Source organism: Natrarchaeobius versutus (assembly GCF_041205745.1).
GTDB lineage: Archaea > Halobacteriota > Halobacteria > Halobacteriales > Natrialbaceae > Natrarchaeobius > Natrarchaeobius versutus.
In genome coordinates this window covers 257,648-282,457 of record NZ_JBGFCC010000007.1, presented here as the reverse complement: position 1 = coordinate 282,457, position 24,810 = coordinate 257,648, and the positions used below count along the sequence as shown (strand labels likewise).

At 64.8% G+C, this 24,810-nt stretch carries 28 protein-coding genes, 1 tRNA gene and 3 pseudogenes; 16 read left to right on the top strand and 16 right to left on the bottom strand.

Going from position 1 to position 24,810, the window contains the following annotated elements; translation table 11 throughout:
* Positions 1-31 precede the first annotated feature (31 nt).
* The 3 genes from dcd to AB7C87_RS16915 all read left to right on the top strand — a co-directional run bounded on the left by dcd (position 32) and on the right by AB7C87_RS16915 (position 2,428).
* The gene (gene dcd / locus AB7C87_RS16925; protein WP_369730673.1) at positions 32-634 is read left to right on the top strand and encodes a dCTP deaminase; all 603 of its coding nucleotides are present in this window, start codon (positions 32-34) and stop codon (positions 632-634) included.
* Positions 635-747: 113 nt separating this feature from the next.
* Complete coding sequence (locus AB7C87_RS16920; protein WP_369730672.1) at positions 748-1,647, top strand: thiamine-phosphate synthase family protein; 900 nt, start codon at positions 748-750, stop codon at positions 1,645-1,647.
* A 19-nt stretch (positions 1,648-1,666) separates the two neighbouring features.
* Positions 1,667-2,428, top strand: a complete 762-nt coding sequence (locus tag AB7C87_RS16915) for a class I SAM-dependent methyltransferase (RefSeq protein WP_369730671.1) — start codon at positions 1,667-1,669, stop codon at positions 2,426-2,428.
* Between the two features lie 162 nt (positions 2,429-2,590).
* Here the strand turns inward: AB7C87_RS16915 and AB7C87_RS16910 are convergent, their stop codons facing one another.
* Positions 2,591-3,001 (bottom strand): acyl-CoA thioesterase, encoded by a 411-nt coding sequence (locus tag AB7C87_RS16910; RefSeq protein WP_369730670.1) that lies wholly within the window; start codon positions 2,999-3,001, stop codon positions 2,591-2,593.
* 246 nt (positions 3,002-3,247) lie between these two features.
* Here AB7C87_RS16910 and AB7C87_RS16905 point away from each other — a divergent pair, with 246 nt between their 5' ends.
* Together AB7C87_RS16905 and AB7C87_RS16900 are read left to right on the top strand one after the other, a co-directional pair.
* Positions 3,248-4,729 (top strand): NCS2 family permease, encoded by a 1,482-nt coding sequence (locus AB7C87_RS16905; RefSeq protein ID WP_369730669.1) that lies wholly within the window; start codon positions 3,248-3,250, stop codon positions 4,727-4,729.
* Positions 4,730-4,882: 153 nt separating this feature from the next.
* On the top strand, positions 4,883-5,128 hold the full coding sequence (locus AB7C87_RS16900; protein WP_369730668.1) for a glutaredoxin family protein: 246 nt from the start codon (positions 4,883-4,885) through the stop codon (positions 5,126-5,128).
* Positions 5,129-5,186: 58 nt separating this feature from the next.
* Here AB7C87_RS16900 and AB7C87_RS16895 read toward each other — a convergent pair whose 3' ends face one another.
* On the bottom strand, positions 5,187-6,158 hold the full coding sequence (locus AB7C87_RS16895) for a transcriptional regulator (RefSeq protein WP_369730667.1): 972 nt from the start codon (positions 6,156-6,158) through the stop codon (positions 5,187-5,189).
* 186 nt (positions 6,159-6,344) lie between these two features.
* Here AB7C87_RS16895 and AB7C87_RS16890 point away from each other — a divergent pair, with 186 nt between their 5' ends.
* Positions 6,345-7,730 (top strand): TiaS agmantine-binding domain-containing protein, encoded by a 1,386-nt coding sequence (locus AB7C87_RS16890; protein ID WP_369730666.1) that lies wholly within the window; start codon positions 6,345-6,347, stop codon positions 7,728-7,730.
* Between the two features lie 122 nt (positions 7,731-7,852).
* Here the strand turns inward: AB7C87_RS16890 and AB7C87_RS16885 are convergent.
* A pseudogene (locus tag AB7C87_RS16885) lies at positions 7,853-7,951 on the bottom strand (cytochrome P450); the annotation flags it as partial.
* A 116-nt stretch (positions 7,952-8,067) separates the two neighbouring features.
* On the opposite strand from AB7C87_RS16885, the gene AB7C87_RS16880 reads away from it, so the two are divergent.
* On the top strand, positions 8,068-8,907 hold the full coding sequence (locus AB7C87_RS16880; RefSeq protein WP_369730665.1) for a helix-turn-helix domain-containing protein: 840 nt from the start codon (positions 8,068-8,070) through the stop codon (positions 8,905-8,907).
* A gap of 21 nt (positions 8,908-8,928) precedes the next feature.
* Here the strand turns inward: AB7C87_RS16880 and AB7C87_RS16875 are convergent, their stop codons facing one another.
* From AB7C87_RS16875 to lrpA1, 4 genes are all read right to left on the bottom strand, one after another.
* A complete protein-coding gene (locus tag AB7C87_RS16875) occupies positions 8,929-9,837 on the bottom strand; it encodes a DMT family transporter (protein WP_369730664.1) in 909 nt (302 codons plus the stop codon).
* Positions 9,838-9,953: 116 nt separating this feature from the next.
* A complete protein-coding gene (locus AB7C87_RS16870) occupies positions 9,954-10,583 on the bottom strand; it encodes a nitrous oxide reductase accessory protein NosL (protein ID WP_369730663.1) in 630 nt (209 codons plus the stop codon).
* Between the two features lie 61 nt (positions 10,584-10,644).
* The gene (locus tag AB7C87_RS16865; protein ID WP_369730662.1) at positions 10,645-11,172 is read right to left on the bottom strand and encodes an SRPBCC family protein; all 528 of its coding nucleotides are present in this window, start codon (positions 11,170-11,172) and stop codon (positions 10,645-10,647) included.
* 125 nt (positions 11,173-11,297) lie between these two features.
* Positions 11,298-11,726, bottom strand: a complete 429-nt coding sequence (gene lrpA1, locus AB7C87_RS16860) for an HTH-type transcriptional regulator LrpA1 (RefSeq protein WP_369730661.1) — start codon at positions 11,724-11,726, stop codon at positions 11,298-11,300.
* Between the two features lie 120 nt (positions 11,727-11,846).
* Here lrpA1 and AB7C87_RS16855 point away from each other — a divergent pair, with 120 nt between their 5' ends.
* Complete coding sequence (locus AB7C87_RS16855) at positions 11,847-12,161, top strand: hypothetical protein (RefSeq protein WP_369730660.1); 315 nt, start codon at positions 11,847-11,849, stop codon at positions 12,159-12,161.
* A 101-nt stretch (positions 12,162-12,262) separates the two neighbouring features.
* Positions 12,263-13,456, top strand: coding sequence for a LolA family protein (locus AB7C87_RS16850; protein WP_369730659.1), 1,194 nt, complete (start codon positions 12,263-12,265; stop codon positions 13,454-13,456).
* A gap of 99 nt (positions 13,457-13,555) precedes the next feature.
* Here the strand turns inward: AB7C87_RS16850 and AB7C87_RS16845 are convergent, their stop codons facing one another.
* From AB7C87_RS16845 to AB7C87_RS16835, 3 genes are all read right to left on the bottom strand, one after another.
* Positions 13,556-14,407 (bottom strand): prolipoprotein diacylglyceryl transferase, encoded by an 852-nt coding sequence (locus AB7C87_RS16845; protein ID WP_369730658.1) that lies wholly within the window; start codon positions 14,405-14,407, stop codon positions 13,556-13,558.
* Positions 14,408-14,519: 112 nt separating this feature from the next.
* Positions 14,520-15,083: a DUF420 domain-containing protein gene (locus AB7C87_RS16840; RefSeq protein ID WP_369730657.1), complete on the bottom strand. Its 564-nt coding sequence runs from the start codon at positions 15,081-15,083 to the stop codon at positions 14,520-14,522.
* A gap of 645 nt (positions 15,084-15,728) precedes the next feature.
* Positions 15,729-15,813: transfer RNA gene (locus AB7C87_RS16835), tRNA-Leu, on the bottom strand.
* A gap of 134 nt (positions 15,814-15,947) precedes the next feature.
* On the opposite strand from AB7C87_RS16835, the gene AB7C87_RS16830 reads away from it, so the two are divergent.
* The 4 genes and pseudogenes from AB7C87_RS16830 to AB7C87_RS16815 all read left to right on the top strand — a co-directional run.
* Positions 15,948-16,478 carry a helix-turn-helix domain-containing protein gene (locus tag AB7C87_RS16830; protein WP_369730656.1) on the top strand — a complete coding sequence of 177 codons (531 nt, stop codon included), beginning with the start codon at positions 15,948-15,950 and terminating at the stop codon, positions 16,476-16,478.
* A 171-nt stretch (positions 16,479-16,649) separates the two neighbouring features.
* A complete protein-coding gene (locus AB7C87_RS16825; RefSeq protein ID WP_369730655.1) occupies positions 16,650-17,915 on the top strand; it encodes an alanyl-tRNA editing protein in 1,266 nt (421 codons plus the stop codon).
* A 336-nt stretch (positions 17,916-18,251) separates the two neighbouring features.
* The gene (locus tag AB7C87_RS16820) at positions 18,252-19,385 is read left to right on the top strand and encodes a S1C family serine protease (protein ID WP_369730654.1); all 1,134 of its coding nucleotides are present in this window, start codon (positions 18,252-18,254) and stop codon (positions 19,383-19,385) included.
* Positions 19,386-19,387: 2 nt separating this feature from the next.
* Positions 19,388-19,540: pseudogene (locus AB7C87_RS16815) on the top strand (TIGR03557 family F420-dependent LLM class oxidoreductase); the annotation flags it as partial.
* Positions 19,541-19,545: 5 nt separating this feature from the next.
* Here the strand turns inward: AB7C87_RS16815 and AB7C87_RS16810 are convergent.
* A complete protein-coding gene (locus AB7C87_RS16810) occupies positions 19,546-19,776 on the bottom strand; it encodes a hypothetical protein (RefSeq protein ID WP_369730653.1) in 231 nt (76 codons plus the stop codon).
* A gap of 138 nt (positions 19,777-19,914) precedes the next feature.
* Here AB7C87_RS16810 and AB7C87_RS16805 point away from each other — a divergent pair, with 138 nt between their 5' ends.
* Both AB7C87_RS16805 and AB7C87_RS16800 read left to right on the top strand, forming a co-directional pair.
* Positions 19,915-20,088: a protein translocase SEC61 complex subunit gamma gene (locus AB7C87_RS16805; protein ID WP_124196986.1), complete on the top strand. Its 174-nt coding sequence runs from the start codon at positions 19,915-19,917 to the stop codon at positions 20,086-20,088.
* Positions 20,088-20,525 carry a transcription elongation factor Spt5 gene (locus AB7C87_RS16800; protein ID WP_369730652.1) on the top strand — a complete coding sequence of 146 codons (438 nt, stop codon included), beginning with the start codon at positions 20,088-20,090 and terminating at the stop codon, positions 20,523-20,525. Before AB7C87_RS16805 ends, AB7C87_RS16800 begins: the two co-directional genes overlap by 1 nt.
* Positions 20,526-20,630: 105 nt before the next feature.
* On the opposite strand, the gene AB7C87_RS16795 is transcribed toward AB7C87_RS16800, so the two are convergent.
* Positions 20,631-20,918: a DUF7565 family protein gene (locus AB7C87_RS16795; protein WP_369730651.1), complete on the bottom strand. Its 288-nt coding sequence runs from the start codon at positions 20,916-20,918 to the stop codon at positions 20,631-20,633.
* Between the two features lie 122 nt (positions 20,919-21,040).
* Between AB7C87_RS16795 and AB7C87_RS16790 the strand changes: the two genes are divergently transcribed.
* Complete coding sequence (locus tag AB7C87_RS16790) at positions 21,041-21,805, top strand: PHP-associated domain-containing protein (protein WP_369730650.1); 765 nt, start codon at positions 21,041-21,043, stop codon at positions 21,803-21,805.
* Here AB7C87_RS16790 and AB7C87_RS16785 read toward each other — a convergent pair.
* From AB7C87_RS16785 to AB7C87_RS16770, 4 genes and pseudogenes are all read right to left on the bottom strand, one after another.
* Complete coding sequence (locus AB7C87_RS16785; protein ID WP_369730649.1) at positions 21,799-21,954, bottom strand: hypothetical protein; 156 nt, start codon at positions 21,952-21,954, stop codon at positions 21,799-21,801. The two genes, AB7C87_RS16790 and AB7C87_RS16785, sit on opposite strands and share 7 nt — an antisense overlap.
* Positions 21,955-22,034: 80 nt before the next feature.
* Positions 22,035-22,475, bottom strand: a pseudogene (locus AB7C87_RS16780) (Mut7-C RNAse domain-containing protein); the annotation flags it as partial.
* Positions 22,476-22,506: 31 nt separating this feature from the next.
* Positions 22,507-24,258 carry a DNA polymerase/3'-5' exonuclease PolX gene (gene polX / locus AB7C87_RS16775; protein ID WP_369730648.1) on the bottom strand — a complete coding sequence of 584 codons (1,752 nt, stop codon included), beginning with the start codon at positions 24,256-24,258 and terminating at the stop codon, positions 22,507-22,509.
* Positions 24,258-24,698: a DUF5788 family protein gene (locus AB7C87_RS16770; RefSeq protein ID WP_369730646.1), complete on the bottom strand. Its 441-nt coding sequence runs from the start codon at positions 24,696-24,698 to the stop codon at positions 24,258-24,260. Before AB7C87_RS16770 ends, polX begins: the two co-directional genes overlap by 1 nt.
* Between the last annotated feature and the right edge of the window lie 112 nt (positions 24,699-24,810).

The following is a 24,810-nucleotide window of genomic DNA, read 5'->3' as shown; positions in this document are numbered from 1 at the left end:
ACTTTACGAACGGTAGTGCCACTGACCGTCTATGATCCTCTCCGACACGGATATCTTGGGCCGTCTCGAGGACGGCGACCTCGTCGTCGAACCCATAGACGACCTCGAGTTGCAGATTCAGCCGGCGAGCGTCGACCTCCGGCTGGGTCGAGAGTTCCTCGAGTTCCAGCGGACGAACATCCCCTGTATCCACCCGAACTCGGAACGGGAAGTCGACGAGTACGTCACCGAGACGGTCGTCGAAGACGGCGACGACTTCATCTTGCATCCGGGCGATTTCGTGCTGGGGACGACGTACGAGCGGGTCGAGATTCCGCCGGACCTGATCGCCCACGTCGAGGGACGGTCGTCGCTTGGGCGCCTCGCCGTCGTGGTCCACGCTACCGCAGGGCTGTGCGATCCGGGGTATCGGGGCCAGATAACCCTCGAACTATCGAATCTCGGGACGGCGCCGGTCGCCCTGACGCCGGGTATGCGAATTTCTCAGCTCACCTTCACGGAACTCAAGACGGCCGCCGAGCGCCCCTACGGCAGCGAGCGCGGCTCGAAGTACCAGGATCAGGACGGTCCGCAAGCCTCGCGCATCCAGAGCGACGACGAGTTCGGCGGCGACCAACTCGAGCGCGAGGAGTAACTCGTCGACTCGAGTGCGATCAGCGTCGCGGGCCGGCCTGAGAGTCCGTTTCGGCGGAGAGGCCGACGGGACCCACAAGTTATTCCCGGGGAGGCCGTAGGTATCGATAAGAGATGCAATTCGTCGAAGAGATCGTCGTCGACGAGTTCCTGCCGACGGTGCGCTCGATGCTGGCCGCGGCGTTGCGCGAGCGGGGACTCACCCAAAGCGGAGTCGCCGAGATGCTCGGGATCAGCCAGAGCGCCGTTTCGAAGTACGCCCACGGCGACGTGACGACAAACGACCGCGTGGCGTCGGACGAACGGGTCGAAACACTCGTCGAGGAACTCGCTGACGGACTTGCGGCGGGTGACGTCACGCCCGTTCGGGCGCTGATCGAGATCGAAGTCCTCGTCCGGGAGCTCGAAGGCGGCGGTGACCTGCTCGCACAGCTCCACGAGGAGGCCGTCCCCCAGCTCGCAGAACACGACTCGAGCTTTCGGGTTCACGACCCGGAGAACGAGCTTCGAACGAGCGAGCGCGTCCTCTCGTCGCTCCGACGGGGCCTGCGCATTCTGGAGAACGCGAGCGGCTTTACGGCGTTGATCCCTGCGGTCGGTTCGAATCTGGTCGCCTGCACGCCGGACCCCGAAGGTGTCGACGACGTCGCCGGCGTCCCGGGTCGGATCTTCGACGTCAAAGGACAGACGACGGTTCCCGCGAGCCCCGAGTTCGGCGTCTCGGAACACGTTGCGACGGTGTTACTCGCCGCGAGAGACCGCGGCGCGGAGGTCTCGGCGGCGATCAACGTTACCTACGACCCGACACTCCTCGGAGAACTGGAGGAACTGGGCCACGTCGCCGCCGAGTTCGACGAGTCGGAGGACATCGGCTCGAGCGTCGCCGCCGCAGTCGACGCCGAACCCGATGCGACGGTGCTCTATCAGACCGGCGGGATGGGGATCGAACCGCTGATCTACGTCCTCGGGGCCGATGCGGAGTCGGTCGCAGACGACGTCAGATCGCTCTCTTGAGACGGAGATCCCGCTACCAATGAGCCTCGAATCGATGACCTCGGAAGGAGCACAGGAGTTCTACGGGCGCTGGGCATCCCTCTACGACGTGATCGCCCGTCGAGCGCCGGGGATCCCACGTCTCCGCCGGCGAGTGGCCGCGGCCTGCCAGCTCGAGCCCGGCGACACCGTCGTCGAGATGGGCTGTGGGACCGGCGCGAACCTGCCGTATCTGCGCGAGCGCGTCGGCCCCGAGGGAACGGTGGTGGGGATCGACTTCACCGGGCCCGTCCTCGAGCGGGCTCGGGAGGCGACCGCCGCCTACGACAACGTCCACGTCGTCCGGGCCGACGCGACGAGACCACCGCTTGCGCTCGAGCCCAAACGAAGGGGTGAGGATACGTCGGGGGACGATTCCGGCGCGACCGACCTCGAGGCCGTCGGCGTCGAGTCGGGAGCGATCGACGCGATTCTCGCGACGTTCGTCGTCGGTATGCTCGAGGATCCCGCGGGCTCGGTCGACGACTGGTGCAACCTCGTCTCCCCGGGCGGTCACGTCGTCCTCGCCAACGCCGCCCGGAGCGAGGCGTGGTACGCGCCGCCGGTCAACGCCGTCTTCAGGGCGATCGTCGTTCTCTCGACGCCGCCCACGGCGAAACTCCGGTACGAGAACGAACCACATTTACGACTCGACGAGAAGATCGACACCGCCCACACCCGCCTCCGGGAGCGATCGGTCGCTCTCGCCGACGAAACGCACGTTTTCGGCGTTGTTCGACTCACCGGCGGGCGACTCCGATAGCGTACGGTCGGATTGCGGCGTCGGGGAGGACCTGGTTTCGGGGGACAGAGACGGGAGACCGATTCGGGCGGACTGCCGGTAGACGGATTTGGAACGAACGCGATTTCCCGCCCGCGCTGGTAAATCGTGATAACGGCCAGTCTCAGTCGATAACGGCCAGTCTCAGTCGGCGGACTCGAGACCCTCGTACTCGACGATTCGCTTTCGAACGTCCTCGGGATACGGCGCGGAGCGTTTCGTCTCGGGATCGACGTACACCATGACGGTCTCCGCGGTCGAGACGACGTCGCCGTCGACGCGGATCTCGTAGGTCATCGTACAGCTCGATTCGCCCATCTCGGTGACCCAGAGCGCGACGATCGGTTCGTCACCGAGCGTGATCGGCCGGCGATAGGAGATCTCGAGATTCGCGATCACGAACGAAATCTCGTCTTCGGCGAGGCCGAACACCTCGTCGGCGTATGCGACGCGTGCGGCCTCGAGGTAACTCGCGTAGACGGCGTGATTGACGTGATCGAACGGGTCGAGGTCACGGTATCTGACGGGAACCTCGAGGGTGAACTCCTCGGTCATCGTGTCGGTGAACGGAACTGCGACAAAAGTACGCTCCGGTTCCGTGCCCAGTCAGTTTCGGCGTCGAACCGAACCGTCGGTGGCGACCGGCTCTCCCCGGCCGTTCGAGGAGAATGGGGTCGATCGGTCGACGTTCCGCGAGTGAGAGCTTCACAGACGACGATATATTCACGTATTTGTATACCGAAACCGAGAGCGGGACGAAAACTTTTAACTCTCCGCTCTATCTATGCTCGAGCGTCCAACATGGGGGCTTCCGATCCGATCGCGAATTACTTCGAGTTCGACGAGCACAGCACAAATTACGGACGGGAGGCGATCGCGGGGGTGACGACGTTTCTGGCGATGGCGTACATCATCGTCGTCAATCCGGCCATTTTGAGCGATGCGATCCTCTTCGACCACGAAACCGGGGAGTTCACGGACGAAACCGTAATAAACGGGGTGGCCTACACCGGGGCCGAGGTCGTCCAGATGCTCACCGTCGTCACCATTCTCGCTTCGATCGTCGCGATACTGGTGATGGCGCTGTACGCCAACCGGCCGTTCGGGCTTGCGCCGGGAATGGGGTTGAACGCCTTCTTTACGTTCACCGTCGTCGTTATTCTCGGTGTCCCGTGGCAACTCGCACTCGCCGCCGTCTTCGTCGAGGGAATAATCTTCATCGCGCTGACCGCGGTTGGTGCACGAAAGTATATCATCGAACTGTTCCCCGAACCCGTGAAGTTCGCGGTGGGGGCCGGTATCGGTGTCTTCTTGCTGTTTCTCGGATTGCAGGAGATGCAGGTCGTCGTCCCCTACGACGCGACGCTCGTCACGCTCGGTAACGTCCTCGAGAGCCCCGTCGCGGCGCTCTCGCTCGCCGGTCTGTTCCTGACGTTGCTGTTGTACGCACGCGGCGTTCGCGGATCGATCGTCATCGGTATCGTGACGACCGCGATCGCGGGCTGGGGGCTCACGATCGCCGGAACCGTCACACCGGGCGTCCTCACGCCCCCGGGGTCCTACGAGCAGGCGACGAACGACGGGATCCTCTCGATGCTCCTCTCCGTCCAGTACGACTTCACGCCGCTGTTCTGGGGCTTCGTCGAGGGACTCGGCATGATCGCCGACGATCCGATCATCTTCGTCCTGGTCGTGTTCACGTTCTTCTTCGTCGACTTCTTCGACACCGCGGGGACGCTCATCGGCGTCTCCCAGATCGCCGGCTTCCTCGACGAGGAGGGTGACCTCCCCGACGTCGAGAAGCCGCTGATGGCCGACGCTGTCGGGACGACCGTCGGTGCGATGATCGGCACTTCGACCGTCACGACCTACATCGAATCCTCGACCGGGATCGAAGAGGGCGGCCGCACCGGATTCACCGCGTTGATCGTCGGCGTGTTGTTCTTCCTCGCGTTGCTCATCGTCCCGATCGTACAGGCGATTCCGCAGTACGCGACGTACGTCGCGCTGGTCGTCGTCGGCATCATCATGCTCCAGGGCGTCGCCGACATCGACTGGCAGGACCCCGCGTGGGCGATCAGTGCCGGCCTGACGATCACGGTAATGCCGCTGACCACGTCTATCGCGAACGGACTCGCCGCGGGTATCATCAGCTATCCGCTGGTCAAAGCCGCGATCGGCGACGCTCGAGACGTCTCGCTCGGCCAGTGGATACTCGCCGGTGCGTTCGTCGCGTATTTCGTCGTCTACTTCGCCGTCGAGGCCGGAATGGTCGTCTTCTGATCTCGAGGCGTTTCACTCCCTTCGATCGACAGCACATCGATCCAAAACCCGATCAGTTCACACACCCAATTTTCGATGTGTCGCATCTCGTCGATGCCGGCAATCTGAGTGTCGACCGACGCTCTCTTAGGTTTCAACCGGTTACCACGTCCCATGGCAGATATCACGATGTACGAACTTCCCGGTTGTCCGTACTGTGCGAAAGTCCGCTCGAAACTCGACGAACTCGAACTCGAGTACGACGTGATCGAGGTCCCGCGGTCACACGACGACCGGACGGAAGTCGAGCGCGTAAGCGGACAAACCGGCGTCCCGGTCATCACCGACGAAGCAACCGACGTCGAGGGAATGCCCGAAAGCGACGATATCGTCGAGTATCTAGAGCGGACGTACGCCTGATCGATTGGCATCGACTCGCTTCGATCGAGGCGACAAAAAACGCCGAACGGGAGCGACCTCAGGCCGCTTCTTCGCGCTCGGCTCGTTCCCGGATGACGTCCCGGAGATCGTCGGCGTGACGGAACTGCTCGAGTTCCTCGCGCTCGACGAGTGCGGTGCCGTCGACGGAGTCGCGTTTCGCGCGGTCGACGACGTACACCGACTGCGTTCGGGTGACCCGACTGATCGAACTCATGATCCGGGCGCGTTTTTCGGCGGTCTTTGTGAACTCAGAGTGACCGGTGAGGAGAACCTCCTCGCCGACGTCCTCTTCGTCCCGGCTGACGGCTTTGAACGGCGATCTGACCGTCGGGTGAACGCGGTATCCGGCTCGGGTGAGGACGGTGACGACCTGTTCATCGTCCGGATCGGCCTCCGGATCGTCAGGGGTGGCCTCGGTCTCGTGGACGTCGTCGGCCCCCTCGAGGACGTCGACGGGATTAGTCAGCGGCGCGTCGAACAGTTCCTGAAGCGCCATGGCAATCTCGACGGAGGCGTTCATACCGTCTTCGTACTTCGAGACGGTCCGCCGGGAGACGCCGAGTTCGTTCGCGAGTCGGCCGAGACTCCAGTCGCGGTCCTCGCGTTCGTCGGCGAGGAGGTCGCCGTCGATGTTGACGTAGAGCCCGCCCGGTGCCGCGTAGATCAGCGGCGGAACGTTCTCGATGAAGAGGTTGTAGGCCGTATCGGGGCTGAAGACGGGGACGCCGTGGCGAAAGTATACCACGTCCGGTTTCAGGTCCTCGTCGCGACTGCGCAGGCCGATGACTAACGGCGTCGCCTGGAGGTAGGTACCGAGTCGGCGCATCTCGTGGCCGGTCGCCTCGTTGAACGCGTCGATGTTCCCCAGGATCTTTACGAGGATGAGATCCTCGCCGCGACGCGCGGCGACGTCGAAACTCTTCGGACGGATCGCACACCGGTCGCTCACCACGAACCCAGCGTCCTCTAGCATCGCGGTTACGTTTCCGACCAGTGCGGAGCGAGACATAGGGTGATGTAAGCGATTCCTCATACATCAGTGTTTCCCCCGGATACCCGGATGCTGTGTCGCAATTTTGGTCTCGAGTCGACAGTACGCTTATATATGAGTTCCGTCCCGAGGGAGTCGTTCGATCCGCGGAACCCGACGCTTCGTTGCGAAAGGCGTTACGTCCTCGCGGTCTAACCACCGACGATGACCGTCGTCGGACTGGACGATACCGACTCGCGAGAACGCGGAATGTGTACGACGTACGCCGCCGCACGGATCGCCGAGCGGCTGTCTCAGGTGGCGGCGGACGATGCGTCCGAAGACGTGACCGACACCGTTCGCCGGATCCTCCTCGTCAGGCTCAACCCCGCGGTCGAGTACAAAACTCGCGGGAACGCCGCGCTCGCGATCCACACCGATTGCGACCTCGACCGGGCGTTCGAGGTCGCACGCGCCGAACTCGAGTCGCTCGCCGAGACCGCCGACGACCGAACGAACCCGGGACTCGTCGTCGCCGACCACCCCGCCGAGCCCGCGGCGATTCCCGAAGACGTCGGTCAGTTCGCGCGCCGAGCGATCCGCGACCACCTCGAGATAGACGACGCGGCGGCGCTCGTCGACCGCCACGATTATCGGTCCTGGCACGCCGGCGACGGCCGCGGGCGCATCGGCGCGCTCGCCGCCATCGGAAGCTGGCGCGAACTCGAGGAGTGGACCTCCGAACTGATCGCCTACCGCGAACGAGGAACGTGGGGAACGACCCGCGACGTCGACGTCGAGAGCGTTTTCGCGGCGGCCGATCGCGGCTATCCCGAGGCCTGGGACACCGTCGATCGGGGCGAAGGTGAGACCGTCTGCGTCCCGCACACGCCCGGACCGATCCTCTACGGCATCCGCGGCGACGACCCCGAGACCGTCCGGCGCGTCGCCACGGAAATCGAGAGCGAACCCGTCGCCTCGAGGCGCCTGTTCGTCACCAACCAGGGAACCGACGTCCACCTCCGGGACGGAACGATCGCCGACGTTCGCGACGGCCGCGCCTACCGACTCGCGGGTCACGTCGCGAGCGATCCCGAAACCCGTCGCGGCGGACACGTCTTCTTCCCGCTCGAGACAGAGCCGCCGGTCTCCGACGACGACACCGATGGTGACGGCGCGGGAGGCGTCGAGAGCGACGGCACCGGAACCGTTGGGACCGACGACGCGCCCACTCTCGAGTGTGCCGCCTTCGAACCGACCAAGCGCTTCCGAGATCACGTCCGGGCGCTCCGGGCCGGCGACCGGATCACCGCCTGCGGCGAGGTGTCGGACGGCACGCTCAAACTCGAGAAGTTCGCCGTCCGCGAACTCGTGCGGACCGAGCGGGTGACGCCTACGTGCTCCGATTGCGGGCGGACGATGGAGAGCGCCGGCCGGAATCAGGGCTACCGGTGTCGCGAGTGCAACACTGACGCGCCAGGAAAAACAGAGATCCCGCTCGAGCGCGACCTCGAGGAAGGGTGGTACGAGGTGCCGCCGTGTGCCCGCCGACACATCGCAAAGCCCCTCGTCCGCGGCGGGTTCGACGCGCAGACGCATGCCGAACGGTGAGTGAGGATTCGATCTTTCCCCTCTCGGAAGCGGCCGCTCACCGCCGAACCCACACCCAGACGGGGTCCCCCGGGACGCGACGTCAACGCTGGTGTCGGCGAAAGTGCCGTTTCCTCGACCCGTACGGATCGGCGGATTCGGCCGAGGACGAGCCGAGGCTCGAGCAGGGCGAATCGCCGGCCGATACACTGTCGTTCGCCGCCGCCGAACGGGAAATACGCGTACCGGAAGCGATTCGCGCACCTCCGCGATCCACCGACCGGGCCGGAACTCGAGCGGCGTTACTGCCGGTCTAGACCGGCCATTTCTAAATAAATGTGGGTCCTATCGGACGCGCATGAACTACGTTCGTGCCCGACTGCGGCCATCCACGCCCGAGTCAGCGGAACGCACTCCGGGAGATGAGTCCGGCGGCCGGAGAGATGAGCCCGGCGGTCGGAGAGACGAGCGCGGCGATACCGACGATCGCTCCGGCGGCGGCCGCTCCGCCTCCGGAGTCGGGGACGAACAGCAGGCCCCCACAATCGGTACCGAACAGTACGACACGCCGATCGCGGATCTCGCGGGGTGCGAGGGGGTCGGCACCGTACACCTCCTGGCTGGCGGCGTGGCGGATACCGACACGCCGACGTACACGCTCTCGATCGAAGCAAACGAGGGGACGGTTCGCCGGGTTCTCGAGTCGGATCCGGGCGTCCTCGAGTGGGAGATCGCAAGTGCCGAGACGGGCGTCGTCTACGCGTACGTCCGGTTTCGAGCGCCGCCGGGGGTCGGCGAGATCCGCGAACGGTTCACCAGCGATAGCCTCGTCGTCTTGCTCCCGGTGACGTTTCACCCCGACAGCGTCGAACTCACCGTCGTCGGAACGCAGTCGGATCTCTCGAGCGCCTTCGAGACACTCCCGTCGTCGCTCGAGGCGACGGTGCTCGAAGTCGGCACCTACCGGGAGAGCCTTCATCGGGGACGATCGCTAACCGAACGCCAGCGCGAGGTGCTCGCGGCGGCCTACGAACTTGGCTACTACGACCAGCCGAGCGAGACGAGCCACGAGCAGATCGCCGATCGACTCGAGTGCGCACCGAGCACAGTCGGCGAACATCTCCGCAAGGCGGAGAGGCGGCTCGTGAGCGAACTGTTCGAGAATTCGGCCGAGGGTATGAGGACCGGATCACGTTGACGTCGGGCGATGACGCGACGTTCATCCGCCGACACGACGCCGTTCTCGTTCGATCGTCGTCACGTAGATTCCGCCGAGGACGACGACGCCGCCGACCACCGTGATCGCGTCGGGAACCTCCGCGAGCAACGCGAGTGCGAGTAGCGTCGCGCCGACCGGTTCGCCAAGCCAGGCGACGCTGACGACGACCGACTCGAGGTGTTTGAGGACCCAGTTGATGACGGTGTGACCGAAGACACCGGGGCCGACGGCCATGCCGAGAAAGAGTACCCACTCGCGGGCCGGGTAGGCGACGTACTCGTGACCCTGCGCGCCGACGAGGACGAACAGCGTCGCCGCGCAGGCGGTGTAGACGACGGTGACGTAGGGGAACAACGACACCCGTTGGCGGATCGAACGACCCGCCAGGACGTACCCGGCGACGGTGACAGCTCCGAGGATCGCGAGCGCGTTGCCGAACGCCGTCGCGTCGGAGATGGGTGCCTCACCGGCGCCACCCAGGGACATGATCGCCGCGCCGACGAGCGCGATAGAGATGCCGACGACGGTCTCTCGCGAGACCCGCTCGCCGAGGACGAGCGCGGCCCCGAGCGCGACGAAGATCGGTTGGGTCTGGACCAGCGTGACGCTCGCGGCGACGCTCGTGTGATTTAGACTCTCGAACCAGGCCGCGAAGTGAACCGCGAGGGCGACGCCGGCGACGACCGCGAAACCGCCGTCGCGCCAGGAGAGTCGACGAAACTCCTCGCGATACCACACGAGCGCGATCGGAGCGAGCAGGACCGTCGTAAACAGCACTCGGTAGAACGCCGCGACCGACGACGGCGCGTGACTCCAGCGAACCAAAATAGCGCTCGTGCTCGCCGCGAACACCGCTGCGGCGAGTGCGGCGTACGGCGTCGTCGGTCCCTCGAGGTCCCAGCCGTTCACGTCGGAGAGCACTCGCTCCGGGGAGGAAACAGTTTTCGAAGCGGCGCTGACCGTCGATATCCATCGGAGAACAGTTCGTCCGAACCCAGTTGTCGCCTCAACCGGCGCGAAGAAAGCTACTCGTCGGGAAGCCGGTTTCCACGGTAGATGGCGGCGACGTCACGGTCGACGTCCGCGAGCCCGATAATATCGTCCTCCGTCAGCGATTCGGCGTCCCACTCCTCGAGGTAGGCAACGGCGTCCTCGCGGTCGGCGAACGGTCGGGGATTGAGCCCCATAACCTCGCCAGTGACCGCGTTCTCGTCTGTAACGATCACGTAGTGGGCGGCCGTCGCGTCGATCAGATCACCCGTCTCGAAGTCCGTCACCCACGCTCCCTCGACGGGCGACTCCGTGGGCGGTGCGGCGTAGTACGCGAACAGACAGCCCGGCGTGTCGAACGCCGCACCCGTTCCGTCCTCGTGGCCCAGTTGGCTCTGCCAGCTAGGATAATCCGCGGGCTGCATGTTACAGACCGGACAGCGAAGGCCCTCGAACTCGATCGGTTCGTCGCCAGGATGGGCGAGATTCGTCGCGTACTGATGGTCCTCGTCGGCCTCGTCGGTGCCGTCGCCGGTGTCGTCACCACCCTCCCCGCCGTCGCCGTTTGCGTCGCCGAAACAGCCGGCGAGGCCGGCGGCCGTTCCGGTCCCGAGAGAGGCGAGAACTCGTCGCCGCGTAGGGAGATCGCCCCCGTATCCACTCATACACTCTCGTAGCGGTTCCGACACCAAAACGGACGTGGTTCACACATCGAATGGGAGCGTATCACGTCCCCTTGTTCGCCTCACCGGTCGAATCCCGCGGGCGTAAGCGCCCCTCGAGTCTCGCTTTCGTCGCCCGGTGGCGCTCCCGGAACATCGCCTCGAAACCGAGCAGAGAGAACGGCGATGCGGGCTCGGCGAGGGGGCCAAGCGGGAGTTCGTACGCGACGTGATCTCGGAGGATCGTCCGGTCGCCGTCGGCGAAAAACGAGTGGGTGTGCACCCATCGATCGAAGGGGCCATGGACCATCTCGTCGCGAAAATACGCCACCCCTTCTCGACGTTCGACCTCGGTGATGAGAGAGGTCCAGTACTGACGCGGACCGACGCCGAACGGCCGCATCGACAGCGAAATCTCCGTCCCCACCTCGAGTCCGTCCGGGTCGAGATTGCCGTCCGAGCCGATCACCGATTCGACGCGAAGTCCCAGCCAGTTGGGCGTCACCGCCTCGAGTCCGGAAACGTCCGCTGAAAACTCCCAGACGTCCGCGAGAGGTGCGTCGATGGTCGTCCGTCGTTCGTAGGTCGCCATACCGTCTCTTCGTGAATGACCGACAAAACACCGATGCCTTCGATCCGGTGGTCGTCGGTAGCGAACGCGGAACCTCGACACGGACGGACGAGCGGGAGGCTGGCGACGGTTGTGTGTCCTCCGAACTACTTCAACCGCTCCTGTAAGAACGAGGGGTGTGCGGCCGTCACGCCGTCGATCTCGAGCATCTCCGCGGAGATGAACTCGCCCAGGGCGTCGCCGTCCTCGGCACGAACTTCCGCCATCAGCATGTGGTCGCCACTCGAGCTGTACAGCGCCTCGATCTCGTCTAAATCTTTCAGCGACTTCGTCGCCTCGACGTAGCGCTCGCTCGCGACGTCGAGACCGACGAGTGCGATAGTCTGACTCGAGAGTTTCTTCGGGTCGACGTCCGCGGAGTAGCCGACGATGACTCCCTCTGCTTCGAGTTGCTTGATGTACTTTCGAACCGTCGGCTTCGAGACGTCCGCCCGATCGGCGATCTCGGCGTAGGATGCCTGGGCGTCCTCCTCGAGTACCTGGAGGATCCGGTCTTCCGTCGCCTGCGTGCTCATACTACTCCGTTTTGCTCCGACGGGAAAATATCTTTTGTATACGAAAACGTTGGCTTCCTCGTCGGGAGCGACGTCGATCGCTGGACTTATTCGACCGCTTTCCCCACGTCCGCGAAGAGGATGGTCGATTTCAACGTCGTCAGCGGACTGGTCTGGTTCGGCTGTGGGCTCCTCATTTTGTATCTGGGCTATCTGATCGCCTTTCGCGGCCGGGCCGACCTCCACGCCAACTACGACGAGTCCGTCGATCCGGCGTACGTCTCGCGGTGGGCAGGCGGTACCGCGTTGTTGATGGGCGCTCTCGTCGTACTCTACGGCATCCAGGAGATCTACTACGGATTTCGACCGTACGCACTCGGCGGACTCGTCGTCTCGTTGCTCGTACTGAGCTACGTCTCCAAGCTCTTCGCCGGCGGTTTCGGCTATCAGGAGTAGCCCGTTCGTCGAAACCGCGATCGTACCGGTTTCGCGGGCGTTCGGCCGACGCCTGCGAAGATTCGTCGACTATTTGGTCGTTCACGTCAGTCTCCTGTGTGATGCCCTCGAGTCCCCTCCACCGTCGGTCGCTCCCGATCGTCGTCCTCGTCGTCGCCCTCCTGGCGGCGGGCTGTGTCGCACTCCCCGGCGATGGCGTTACTGGTGAGGAGATCGCCGATCGCTTCGAGAGCGACGAAGCCCCGACCGAGGTCAGCGCCACGCTCGAGGTTCGGACCGTCGTCGACGGCGAGACGACGGAGTACGAAGAGGAGGTTTGGCTCCGTGAGGAGGGTACCTCACGGATCGAGACTGGAGACGGCCACCTGATCGTCACCGACGGCGACCGACGGTGGCACCACGACCCCGAGACCGATTCGGTGAGCTACGTCGAGATCGATCCCAACTCGCCGTCGGCACTCGAGGGGCTGTACGGACAGCAAGAACGGTATCTCACGGACGACTCGTACGCCCTCACCGACGTCGAGGAGACCACTTTCGGCGGCCGCGAGACGTATCGACTCGCGTTCGACCCGCCGGAAAACGAGACGATCGAGCGGTCGATCGACGTCCTCGTCGGGGACACCGAGTACACCGTTCCCCTCGAGACGAGCGACCGCGACGTCGCGGACCGACACACCGAACGGATCGAGGTCTGGCTCGATCGGGAGACGCTGTTCCCGGTTAGCCACCGCGTCGTCGGCGAAAGTGCCGAACTCGAGACGACGTACACCGACCTCGAGATCGAACCCGGTCTCGAGGACGACCTGTTCGAGTTCGATCCGTCGTCGGTATCGGACGAGGCGAACGACGAGAGCAACGACGGTAGCGAAGCTGACGAGTTCGAGGAGATCGTTCTCCCATCGATCGAGGAGTTCGAATCGGTCGGCGAAGCAGACGAGACCGTTCCCTTCGCCGTCGCAGAGCCCGAACCCGACGCGGTTCCCGACGGGGTCGAACTCGACGGTGTGAGCCGCTACGAGTTCCCCGACGAGAACCGGACGCAAGTATCGGTGTTCTACCGCGGTGGGGACGGAACGACGTCAGTGACCACGAGCGATGGCCCCCGAACGTTCGCCACCGGCGGCGAGTCGATCGAGATCGGAACCGCGACGGGATCGATCGCGACGACCGACGAGGGAACGGAACTCCAGTGGTCGTGCGAGAACCTGTACTACTCCGTGTTCGTCGACGACGCGTTCGGGGACGACGCGGCGGTCGACCTGGCGGAATCGATCCCGGACGGTTGTTCGTAGCTGGCCGCGTGGGGTCTCGACGTCGGACGTTGACCGGGTTCGTTTTCGAGGCCAACGGATGCACGCCGGGCAAGCGTCTGCTCACACGACCGGACAGTATCACGAGCCGTCGTCGTTCGATCCGCTCTCGTCGTCACCGCTCGCCTCCGCATCCGATCTGTCGCCAGTCGGTTCCCGGTTGCTCACCCCGTCGGTCGACGCCTGGCCGCCCGCCACGTCGTCTTCGGGGCCCTCGTCCACCACGCCACTGCCACCGCTCGAGTCCGCGGCGTCCGTCTCGTCGTGATCGACCGAACGCTCCGAGGAATCCTCCTCGGGGGTCGTCTCTGGCTCCGTCGCTTCGGTCCGGGCCGGCTGGGCCTGCTCCGGATCCGGACCCGTCGCTTCGCCCGCCTCGTCGGCCGTCGCCGAATCCGAGACGTCGATCTCGACCGGTCCGTCGTCGACGGTTCGGCGCGGATCGTGGGGCTCCTCGTCGCCGGCTCCGGGCCTCGAGCGTGGCTCCGAGATATCCCCGTCGTCGACGAACTCGATCCGCGACTCCTCGGGTTCGTCGTCGTCACTCGGCTCGAGTCGCCCCTCCCGGCCCGAGTCGGGTCGCTCCGAGGCGGCCGCCGCCTCGGACGACGGTTCGGACTCCCAGCGCTCACCACTCACGCCGTCTCCGTCGTCCAGTTCCTCCGTCCGGCCGGTCGAACGGCGGCGCCGAACGCCGTGGCGGACGAGCGCGACGCCGACGAGCCCCTTCGGAATCGCGCGAAGCTGTCCGCGAAGCGCCGAGCGAAGCGCGGACAACACCAACACGCCGCCGCTGGCCAGCGGAATCGCCCCCGTGTTCACCCCTTCCGTCACGGTCGAACGGACGCTTTCTGCGGCCCCGTCGGCTGTGACCGGTGGTTCGTCGTCGGACGAAACGTCTCCCATCACGTCGTAATCGTGTTCCTCAGTCATCGAGTACACCGAGCGATCGTGCTCGCGTAACTCGTCCATCGTCCAGACGGTTCAAACTTCGACTGGCAGACGAAGCCGAATGCGCCAAACTGCGATCGGCCTCGAACGAAACTCAGTACGATACGTGTAAGAGGCCGTAGACGACGATTCCGAGCGAAAACGAGATCAGCCACAGGCCGGCGGCGAAACGCCCCACTCGAGCGTGATTCGTCCGACGGAGTTCCTCGATCGGATACGCGAACGCGAGCAACAACGCGTAGTAGAGAAGAGGAATACAGACGACCGCGAGGAGGATGTGGATGGCGAGGACCGGCAGGTAGACGAACTGGTAGATCGAATCGGGGCCAGGAAACGGCTGTGGGCCCCCGGCCGCGACGAGTCGGTAGAGATACAGCGTGAGAAACGTCACGAACAGCCCGAAGGAGGCCACCATCGCGGCCCGATGTCTCGCGACGTTACCTCGCCGGATCGCCCGCCACCCGACCCCGATCGTGACGATCGCCGTCGCACTGATGACCACGTTGACGTGTGGAATCGCCGTCAAGACCCATTCCGGCGCACCCGGAACTGCCGACTGCGGGACCCGACCCCCGGCCGCCGCGAAGACGACCGCGAGCGAGACGACGCTCAGCGCCGCCGCGATCGGGCGGACGCGCTCTCGAGGAACGTATTCCATACGTCGTCGTTCGCTCGAGACGGGAAAGTGGTTTCTGTCGACCCTCGAGGACGCGAGAAACCGCACCCCGATTCGCGATCGGAGGAACCGATCGCTCACCGGCGGACCCCGACGGGATAGCGCCCGTTCTCGAGTCCGGCCGGTCTCGAGTGTTAGGTTCCGAAGGATTATGCGTGGGTGATGTCCTCGAAGGGAAATCACCTGCATCGTTGTGCTCGGCGGTTACACCGTGTTTCACGGGTGCAAAGCACCCGTTCAACGGCTCGCGGAACCGAAGGTTCCGCGCTCGCCTCGCTATTGGTGGACGACGTCCACCCATGCGATGCGTGGGACCGGATTCGAACCGATGCAAGAAATGCTCGCTCCTGACGTCGCTGCGCGTTCCTTGCAGGGTTCGCGATCGGAGGAACCGATCGCTCACCGGCGGACCCCGACGGGATAGCGCCCGTTCTCAAGTCCGGCCGGTCCCGAGTGTTAGGTTCCGAAGGATTATGCGTGGGTGATGTCCTCGAAGGGAAATCACCTGCATCGTTGTGCTCGGCGGTTACACCGTGTTTCACGGGTGCAAAGCACCCGTTCAACGGCTCGCGGAACCGAAGGTTCCGCGCTCGCCTCGCTATTGGTGGACGACGTCCACCCATGCGATGCGTGGGACCGGATTCGAACCGGCGGACCCCTACGGGACAGCGCCCTCAACGCTGCGCCGTTGGCCTGGCTTGGCTACCCACGCTCGCGTTCTCTGTCTGCACTCGAAGGTATCCAGCGTGATTATAAAAGCCCTTTCCTTTGAGTCCACGCCTGCGGCCAGGTCACACGGAACCGGCCGAGCGGAGATTTGAAATGCGACAGTTGCCAAAGGGTACCATGGCTAAGTACTCGACCGGTTCGTCCTCCGGCGGCGGCGGGACGAACTGCGAACTCTGTGGAGCGGAGAGCGACTCACTTCGACTCGCGTCGGTCGCCGGCGCCGAACTCGAGGTCTGTCCGGACTGTGCGCCCCACGACGATACACCGACCAAAGGGAGAAAACGCGGATCGAGTAGCGCGTCGGGATCGACGGGCGGCTCCTCGAGCGACGGACCGAGCCGAAAGCAAAAGGCCGCACAGAACGTCGCGAAGGCCAACCCGGTCTGGGACGGCGACTCCGAACACTGGGAGAAAGAGGGGACGAACTACGACGACGACCCCCTCCCCTATCTCGTCTCCGAGTACGGCGAGACGGTGGTCGACGCCCGGCGAGACGCGGGTCTCCAGCGCGAGGAACTCGCGGACGAACTCGGCATCCGCGAGAAGGACTTGCTCGCAGTCGAGCAAGGCCGAGCGACCCAGGCCGGAATCGGCGGCGGCGTCATCGCCGCCCTCGAGGAACGCCTCGACGTAACGCTCTCGGAGTGATACGGATTACTGTCGCGATGTACCGGTGAGACCGCAACCTGGGCGACGGTCTCAGCGGAACTGATCGACAGGAATCCGTACGAGGGGACTGTTGGGCACCAGCGGGCAGTTGGACGCCAGTCCGAACCGGCGGCGAGCAGACTTTTAGTTCCGGACCGCGGAGTCAAACCGATGAGTGGGCAACTGGCGGCGGCGGAACCGTACGCCACGCGATTCGAAACCGAGGTGACGGCGGTCGATGGCCGACAGGTCTGGCTCGAGCGAAGCTACTTCTATGCAGAAAGCGGGGGCCAACCGGCCGACCGGGGGACGGTCGGTGACGTCGACGTCGCCGACGTCCAACTCCTCGACGGCGAACAGGTACACGTCCTCGAGTCCGAGCCGACGTTCAAGGCGGGACACCGGGTCCTGTGTTCGGTCGACTGGTCGTTTCGGATGTACTGTATGCGCGCCCACACGGCCAGTCACGTCCTCTACGGGGCCGGCCGGCGGATACTCGACGACCTCGGCTACGGCGGGTTCGACATCGGCGAGCGAAAGGTCCGGGTCGACCTCGAGACGAGCACGGAGATCGACGACGACGTTCTGATCGAACTCGACGAACTGATCAACCGAGCTGTCTGGGAGTCGCGGCCGGTCTCCTGGGAGGACGTCCCCGTGACCGAGGCTCGCGAGCGCGAGGACGTCGCGTTCAACGAGGCGACCGAAGACGGCGCGTTCCGGAAAGGGCGCGTCCGGCTCGTTACCATCGGCGAAGACGACGCGGGCGCCGGAAACGGGACCGCGATCAGAACCACGAAAACCGGCTCTCGAGCGGAGCCCTGGGACGTCGCCGCCTGTGGCGGAACGCACGTCAGAAACACCCGCGAGATCGGACCCGTGACCGTCCTCGGTCGATCGAACCCCGGCGAAGGGCTGACCCGGATCGAACTCGCGGTCGGGCCCCGTGCGATCGATCGTCGCACGGCGGAGAAACGAGCCGTCTTCGACGCCAAACGAGCCCTCGGGACGGGAATCGAAGACGTCTCGAGCGAACTCGTGCGTCTGACCGGCCGCCGGGACGACCTCGAGGAGCGACTTCGGCACGCGGAGAGCAAACTCGTTTCCGCCCGACTCGAGGGCGGCGAGTCGTTCGAACGCGAGGGCGAACACTGGCGCGTCGCGACGGTCGACGATGCGGACACGGAACTCGTCGGCGACGTCGTCCGGAGCCGAATCGACGCTCGAGAGAACTCCGAGGGGGACGACGTGATCGTCGCCATCGGCGAATCCGGCGCGCCGTTCGCCGTCGTCGGACGAGCCGGCTCGAGGTCGGCGACCGATCTCCTCGACGAACTCACGGCGTCGTTCGGCGGCGGCGGTGGCGGGTCGGAGACGCTCGCCCAGGGCGGCGGGTTCGATGCGTCGGTCGACGAGCTATATGACTCGCTACGGTAGGGAACTTCCGTCGAAAACCGGGGTGTATCGACTACACCTCGGACCTCGAGGGCCTCAAGCCTCGAGGAGTGAGCCGGATTACCGTCCCGACGCGCCGGGACGACCGCGAACGGTCCGGGTTCGTGCCGGCAGTGTCTGATAGCGATCCGGCTGAATGCGGGGTCGAATAGGCATGACCCGCACCAACGAGTTATCGCCACTGGAAATAACTAAATGTTTCTATTCGGAACGGCGAATACTCTCGGCGGATGCGATCGATAGCAGTCGACCGGTAGTTCCAGAACCGCTAGCACGCGTGGTAGGTGTTTTATTGTTCTCGTCGGGGTGGCACACGGCATGTCACCAGACCGATCCCAGCATAGCCGCCGCCGGTTTCTGTCCGTAAGTTCCGGACTCCTCACGCTAATCGCCGCGGGGGAGTCGGCGGGTGCGGCGGCGGATTCGACGAGCGCGAGCGGAAACCGGCCCACGGGGGCGACGGCCTCGCGGATAACGGGACAGGACGACCAGCCGACCGACGAAACGGGGTACACGAGTCTCTACGAGGAGGCCATCGGTGACGTCGTTCTCGTGACCATCCCCGGAGAGGAAGGCGCACCCGGCGGGATCGGTTCGGGATTCGTTCTCGAGAGTGGGGACGTTCTCACGAATCACCACGTCGCCGGCGGCGTCGACGAAGCCGAGTTGCAGTTCACCGACGAGACGTGGCGAACCGGAACGGTCGTCGGTTCGGACGTCCACAGCGACCTCGCCGTCGTGAGCGTCGACGACGTTCCCGACGTCGTCTCGGGGCTCTCGTTGTCCGAAGCCGAACCGGAGATCGGTCAGGAGGTACTCGCACTCGGAAACCCGCTCGGACTCGACGCGTCGATCTCACAGGGGATCGTCAGCGGCACCGACCGATCGCTTCCGAGTCCGACGGGGTTTGCCATCCCTGCTGCGATTCAAACCGACGCGCCGGTCAATCCGGGCAACAGCGGTGGCCCGCTAATCAGCCTCGAGGGGGACGTTCTGGGCGTCGTCTTCGCGGGTGCCGGTCAGACGATCGGGTTCGCTATCTCGGCGCTCCTCGCGGATCGGGTGGTCCCTTCGCTGGTGAGCGAGGGCGAGTACGAACACCCGTACATGGGCGTCGGCGTCGACCCCGTCGGCCCACAGGTCGCCGAGGCGAACGACCTCGAGGAGGCCGGCGGCGTTCTGGTGACCGAGGTCGTGCCGGACGCGCCCGCCGACGGCGTTCTCGAGCCGGCGACCGATACGACGACCATCGACGGCGAACTCGTCCGTACGGGCGGCGACGTGATCATGGCAATCGGTGACCGAGAGATCCCGAATCAGGATCTGCTCTCCTCGACGCTCGCACTCGAGACGTCGCCCGGCGAAACGGTCGAGATAGAAGTCGTACGCGACGGCGAGCGAGGAACCGTCGAGTTGACACTCGCCTCGCGACCCGACGTCGACGTGCCCTGAAGATGATCACGCACGGCGCCGACCCCGAGGAACACGTCGAGACGGTACAGGAGTTCGTCGACGCCAGCTTCGACCGCGTCACGATTCACCAGATCGGCTCGAACCAGGCCGAATTCGTCGAGTTCTACGAGGAGGTGGTACCGGCGGTGGAGTAGCGTCGTTAGCTTTCGGACTCGTCTTCTTCCTCCGGATCGATATCCTCGATGCCTTCTGCTTCGTCGAGGTCATCGAGATCCTCGGCCTCCTCTCGCGGAGCGTTTTGCGTTCCGAGGTCGCTATCCCCGTCGTCGACCTCGTCGGGGTCACGATCGATCCGCTCGAGTTCGTCGTCGATCTCTGCTTCCCGTTCGGCCTCGTACTCGTCCGCACGGTCGGTGTCGTCTTCGGCCATACTGGGCCTTCGTCGTCGAGGGCTTTGGCGAACAGGCCGTCGACTGCAACCCTCGGCCGATATCGGCCGATCGCGACGATCGACGATCGGCCGGACACGAAAGACAGATAAAAGGTGCCGGGCTGTGAATAGACATATATGGACGTTCCGTACGACCTCACCTCGTACGTTCGGGTGTTGAAAATGGCGACGACACCCACGACTGAGGAGTTCCTTCAGGTATCGAAAATCGCCGGTGCAGGCATCCTACTCGTCGGATTTATCGGATTCATCATCGGCGGGATCATGCTACTGTTGACCGGTGGTATCTGATGGGAATCTACGCGGTCAAGACGACAGCCAGCCAGGAGCAAACCGTCGCGGACATGATCATCAACCGCGAGGAGGCCGAGATTCACGCCGCGCTCGCGCCCGACTCGCTGACGTCGTACGTGATGGTCGAAGCCGACGGTAACGCCGTCTTAGAGCGCGTACTCGAGGATATCCCCCACGCACGAAGCATCGTTCCCGGCAAGTCGGACATCTCGGAGGTCGAGCACTTCCTCTCGCCGAAGCCGGACGTCGAAGGGATCGCCGAGGGCGACATCGTCGAGCTCATCGCGGGGCCATTCAAAGGCGAGAAGGCCCAGGTCCAGCGCATCGACGAAGGCAAAGATCAGGTGACGGTCGAACTGTACGAGGCGACCGTTCCGATCCCTGTGACGGTTCGGGGCGATCAGATTCGTGTCCTAGATTCCGACGAGCGGTAGCGAGTCGGTTCCCTCGGAACGAACGAGATCGACTGACGCCGAGAATAGAACGATAACGGCGCCGTGGGGGGCAGTTGCTATCCGAGGAGGTCGACCAAAACGGCGTTATCGCGTCAGTTCGTTCGCGATCAGTTCCATGTCCGCGACGTCCTCGATTTCCTCGACGAGTTCCTCCCGCTTGCGGACGTCTTCGGAGTCCGCACCGTATGCGCGAACGTACTCCGCGCGGCTGTGTTCGTTGAACGTGTGGCGGAGCGCGAGGTAGCCGTCCGGCACGATCGTTCCGCACACTTTACACTCCGGGCGCTCGTGGTCGGTCGCCTGATGGATTACTGCCGACTCGACGTCCTCGAACACCGCACCACAGCCGTCGATTCCGCATTCCCAGGCCATTGAATGCTCGTAATCGATTGTCAGACCTCTTGGTTTTTTCGCAGTGTCCGTGACCGGTTCGGGGCCCAACCGGCCGTAGCCGAATCAGAATCCATAACTCGGCCGTCCCGAAAGAGACGCTCGTGAACGACGGAGGAGTCACCCGCGTTGACTGTCACGTCAAGGTACTCGACGACGCAATCGTCGAGCGAGCCAAGCGCGTCGGTCTCGACGCTATCGTCTACGCGCCGCACTTCACCCGTCTTCCCGACATCAGAGAGCGTGCCGCCGCCTACTCGAGCGACGAGTTGCTGGTCGTTCCCGGCCGTGAGGTGTTTACCGGCTCCTGGCACGAGCGAAAGCACGTCCTCGCGCTCGGACTTGAGGAGCCCGTTCCGGATTTCATCCCGCTCGAGGCGGCCATGGCGGAGTTCGAACGCCAGGGGGCGGCGGTGCTCGCTCCCCATCCGGAGTTCGCGACGGTGAGTCTAACGCGGTCGGACGTTCGCCACTACGCCGAAACGATCGATGCGGTAGAGATCTTCAACCCGAAACACCTCCCGTGGCACAACCGTCAGGCGCGCGAACTCGCGGACGACCTCGACATTCCGCCGTTTACGTCGTCGTACGCGCACCTCCACAACACCGTCGGAGCCGCCTCCACAGCCTTCCAGGTGGCGATCGACACCGAAGCGGACCTGCTGGATGCCCTCGAGGAAGGGGCCGCCCGACGGATCGTCTACGAAAACGGTCTGGAACGGGCGCGAACGACGGCGCGCGAACTCGCACACCTCTGTTACGAAAATACCTGGAAGAAAGCCGATCGCCTCTTTTTGTCTGGTCTCGAGCCAACCCACCCGAGACATATCGCCTACGATGGGCGGTTCGACGACGTCGCCGTCTACTGATCCTCGAGGGCGTCGGCAATTCGCTCGAGTTGGGCGCCGACGTAACAAAGCGCCTGCGTCTGCATAATCGCGGGGTCGTCGCTCCACTCGTTGGCGATGTACGCCGCTTGTTTTCCGGCTCGGTCGAGATGGTGGTCGTCGTCGGACATCGATCCTGCTTCCACGTCGAAACGTGAAACGATTCGGGGCCGGTCAGAAACGGATCCGCGACTGTACAGTATCGAGTATCGATGCTCGAGAGCGTTTTCTCGACCCGGTCCCAGTGGCTCCCGCGCCAGAAGTGCTGGCCGCAGGCCCGACACCGCCAAACTGCCGTCTCTGCGGGGTCGGGGGCGTACGCCGGCGTCGACACCGATCCATCGATAGACGCGAGTGGCCCGTTACACCGACCGCAACGCTCGGGTTCTTCGGGGAGTGTCAGCTCGACCCCGGCGGCCGCGAGTTCGGCGAGTTGGCTCTCGACGTCTCGGGACTCGAGCAGAATCGATCGGTCTGCGCGGTTCGAAAGCGCGACGTCCCGCGTGACGATCGTTCGGTCTTCCTCGCGGGCAATCACGAGCAGATCGTCGTCGGATTCGAGCCCCCTCTCGACGGCGTACGCCGTATCGTGGGTACACATCCGCAGGTAGGCGGGGAGGCCACCGCACATGACGTCGAGGAGAAGTCGCACGGGGTCAAAATCGGGCGGACATGCAGAGGAGTCACTCGAGGAAGCCCCGGAGCTCCGCGATATCCCAGGTGTTGATCACGTCCGCGGGCTCGGCCCAGCCCCGGCGCGCAGTATGAACGCCCCAGCGTACGTACTCGAGGGTCGCGGGCTGGTGGGCGTCCGTGTTGACCGCGATCGGTGCGCCCTCCTCGATTGCGGCCTGGACGGCGCTCCCCCAGAGATCGAGTCGTCTCGGATTGCTGTTGATCTCCAGGGCCGTCTCGTGGTCGGCCGCGGCCCGCGCGAGGGCCGTCGCGTCGAACTCGAGTCCGGAACGCTCGTTGAGCAGTCGGCCGCTCGGGTGACCGAGGACGTCGACGGCCGGGTCACCGACGGCCCGAACGAGCCGCTCGGTAGCCGTCTCGGCGTCCTGATCGAGCGCGCTGTGAGGTGAGGCGACGACGACGTCGAGGGCGTCGACGACTTCACTCGAGAGGCCGATATCGCCCTCGGCGTCGACGTTCGCCTCGATCCCCGCGAGCACCGCGATATCGCTCGCCGCGTCGACCTCGCGGACCGCCTCGACCTGCTCTACGATCTCGGTCTCGGAGAGCCCCATCCCGCCGACGACGCCGGGGCCTTCGGCGTGGTCGGCGACGGCGTAGTAGTCGTAGCCCCGACGCTCGGCTTCAGCGACCATCGCCTCGATCGAGGTGTTGCCGTCGGACCACTCGGTGTGCGTGTGGAGGTCGCCGCGGACGTCTTCGCGGGTGAGCAGGTTCGGGAGCTCTCCGGCCTCGGCGGCGTCGATCTCGCCGCGGTCTTCCCGGAGTTCTGGCGGAATCCACGGGAGGCCGAGGGCGTCGTACATCCCCTCCTCGGTTTCGCCGGCAACACGGTCCCCGACGCGCTGGCCCGCCTCCTCGTCGGGGACGCCGGAGACGTCGAATGCGCCGTACTCGTTTAACTTCATCCCGCGGTCGATCGCGTAGTTTCGGAGCCTGACGTTGTGGTCTTTACTCCCCGTAAAGTACTGCAACGCGGAGCCGAACTCCTCGGGGACGACGACCCGCAGATCGACGCGGATCTCACCGACGCGGACGCTGGCCTTCTCGGGGCCCGACTCGATCTCGCCGTCGACGGAGTCCCAGTCGACGAACGCGTCGACGACTGCCTCGCCCGACTCCGTGCCGACCAGCACGTCGACGTCGCCGATCGTCTCGCGCCACCGCCGGATCGATCCCGCTACCTCACACCGCTCGATCGCCTCGAGGGATTCGAGAAAAGCGAGGACGTCGTCGGCGAGTGGACGCCCCTCACCGAGGAGATACCGCTGGCCGATCTGGCGGGCGAACTCGAGGTTCTCGCGGATGTTCTCCTCCGTTTTGGGACCGAATCCCTTGACCTCCTGGATCTCGCCGGCTTCGGCCGCCGACTCGAGGTCGTCGAGGGTTTCGATTCCGAGTTCGCGATAGAGCGTGCCGGCGGTTTTCGGCCCGACGCCCTCGACGCGAGTGATGTCGGCGACGTCGATCGGGAGGTCGGCGCGGAGTTGCTCGAGCTCCTCGATCTCGCCGGTTTCGACGTACTCGACGATCTTCGAGGCGATGGCGTCGCCGACGCCGTCGATTTCTTCGATCGTCTCGCGGTCGCCCTCGACGACGTAGTTAGCGATTGGTGAGGGGTGTGCCCGGACGTTCTCCGCGGCACGGCGGTACGCCCGGGGCTTGTACTCGACGTCGTCGGCCTCGAGGAGGTCGGCGAACTCCTCGAACCGGCCGGCGATCTCTGCGTTGGTCGCCATCAGCGTCCCCTCCGGGCGCTGGCGTCGTCCTCACGTCCAAGCGCCTTCTTGAGAAACGACATCCAGCGCTTCGTATCGGCGGCCTGCTTGGCCTGCTGTTCGCGCTCTAAGTCGGTCGGACCGAGGCTCTCTAAGGCGTTTAGCGCGCGGTCGATTCCGATAACGTTCCGGGCGAGTTCCTCGCCCTCCGCGCGGCTGATGTCGCCGTCTTCGATCCGCTCGAGTCGGTCGCTTCGCTCGCGTCGGAGGTTGCGCTTGGCCTGCTCGACGCGATCACGTTCGCCCGCGGGAACCGTCTCGCGGCGTTTGATCTCGAAGACGAACGTCCGGAGGTCGATCTCTTCGCCCTGGACGGCGATCGTCTCCGGAATCTCCGCGCCGACGGTCGCACCGTCGCGTTCGACGCGCTCGAGCAGCTGTTTGCGCTCGTACTCTTGCACGACCGTTCGTTGGAGCCAATCGGGCAAAAGTGTGGTCGTGGTGTGTCGCGGTGGCCTATCGTCACAACTGTAACGATTGACACACTGATCGCCGACACGTCTGGCGATCAGG

What these genes read in the sequence shown, in the direction of transcription:
- AB7C87_RS16895 (WP_369730667.1), bottom strand. Translation starts at nt 6,158, where the DNA reads ATGTCTCGCTCCGCACTGGTCGGAAACGTAACCGCGATGCTAGAGGAC.
- dcd (WP_369730673.1), top strand. Translation starts at nt 32, where the DNA reads ATGATCCTCTCCGACACGGATATCTTGGGCCGTCTCGAGGACGGCGAC.
- AB7C87_RS16795 (WP_369730651.1), bottom strand. Translation starts at nt 20,918, where the DNA reads ATGGCCTGGGAATGCGGAATCGACGGCTGTGGTGCGGTGTTCGAGGAC.
- AB7C87_RS16800 (WP_369730652.1), top strand. Translation starts at nt 20,088, where the DNA reads ATGGGAATCTACGCGGTCAAGACGACAGCCAGCCAGGAGCAAACCGTC.
- AB7C87_RS16920 (WP_369730672.1), top strand. Translation starts at nt 748, where the DNA reads ATGCAATTCGTCGAAGAGATCGTCGTCGACGAGTTCCTGCCGACGGTG.
- AB7C87_RS16850 (WP_369730659.1), top strand. Translation starts at nt 12,263, where the DNA reads ATGCCCTCGAGTCCCCTCCACCGTCGGTCGCTCCCGATCGTCGTCCTC.
- AB7C87_RS16840 (WP_369730657.1), bottom strand. Translation starts at nt 15,083, where the DNA reads ATGGAATACGTTCCTCGAGAGCGCGTCCGCCCGATCGCGGCGGCGCTG.
- AB7C87_RS16805 (WP_124196986.1), top strand. Translation starts at nt 19,915, where the DNA reads ATGGACGTTCCGTACGACCTCACCTCGTACGTTCGGGTGTTGAAAATG.
- AB7C87_RS16915 (WP_369730671.1), top strand. Translation starts at nt 1,667, where the DNA reads ATGAGCCTCGAATCGATGACCTCGGAAGGAGCACAGGAGTTCTACGGG.
- lrpA1 (WP_369730661.1), bottom strand. Translation starts at nt 11,726, where the DNA reads ATGAGCACGCAGGCGACGGAAGACCGGATCCTCCAGGTACTCGAGGAG.
- AB7C87_RS16845 (WP_369730658.1), bottom strand. Translation starts at nt 14,407, where the DNA reads ATGACTGAGGAACACGATTACGACGTGATGGGAGACGTTTCGTCCGAC.
- polX (WP_369730648.1), bottom strand. Translation starts at nt 24,258, where the DNA reads ATGGCGACCAACGCAGAGATCGCCGGCCGGTTCGAGGAGTTCGCCGAC.
- AB7C87_RS16870 (WP_369730663.1), bottom strand. Translation starts at nt 10,583, where the DNA reads ATGAGTGGATACGGGGGCGATCTCCCTACGCGGCGACGAGTTCTCGCC.
- AB7C87_RS16855 (WP_369730660.1), top strand. Translation starts at nt 11,847, where the DNA reads ATGGTCGATTTCAACGTCGTCAGCGGACTGGTCTGGTTCGGCTGTGGG.
- AB7C87_RS16810 (WP_369730653.1), bottom strand. Translation starts at nt 19,776, where the DNA reads ATGGCCGAAGACGACACCGACCGTGCGGACGAGTACGAGGCCGAACGG.
- AB7C87_RS16905 (WP_369730669.1), top strand. Translation starts at nt 3,248, where the DNA reads ATGGGGGCTTCCGATCCGATCGCGAATTACTTCGAGTTCGACGAGCAC.
- AB7C87_RS16910 (WP_369730670.1), bottom strand. Translation starts at nt 3,001, where the DNA reads ATGACCGAGGAGTTCACCCTCGAGGTTCCCGTCAGATACCGTGACCTC.
- AB7C87_RS16785 (WP_369730649.1), bottom strand. Translation starts at nt 21,954, where the DNA reads ATGTCCGACGACGACCACCATCTCGACCGAGCCGGAAAACAAGCGGCG.
- AB7C87_RS16825 (WP_369730655.1), top strand. Translation starts at nt 16,650, where the DNA reads ATGAGTGGGCAACTGGCGGCGGCGGAACCGTACGCCACGCGATTCGAA.
- AB7C87_RS16880 (WP_369730665.1), top strand. Translation starts at nt 8,068, where the DNA reads ATGAACTACGTTCGTGCCCGACTGCGGCCATCCACGCCCGAGTCAGCG.
- AB7C87_RS16865 (WP_369730662.1), bottom strand. Translation starts at nt 11,172, where the DNA reads ATGGCGACCTACGAACGACGGACGACCATCGACGCACCTCTCGCGGAC.
- AB7C87_RS16820 (WP_369730654.1), top strand. Translation starts at nt 18,252, where the DNA reads ATGTCACCAGACCGATCCCAGCATAGCCGCCGCCGGTTTCTGTCCGTA.
- AB7C87_RS16900 (WP_369730668.1), top strand. Translation starts at nt 4,883, where the DNA reads ATGGCAGATATCACGATGTACGAACTTCCCGGTTGTCCGTACTGTGCG.
- AB7C87_RS16830 (WP_369730656.1), top strand. Translation starts at nt 15,948, where the DNA reads ATGGCTAAGTACTCGACCGGTTCGTCCTCCGGCGGCGGCGGGACGAAC.
- AB7C87_RS16890 (WP_369730666.1), top strand. Translation starts at nt 6,345, where the DNA reads ATGACCGTCGTCGGACTGGACGATACCGACTCGCGAGAACGCGGAATG.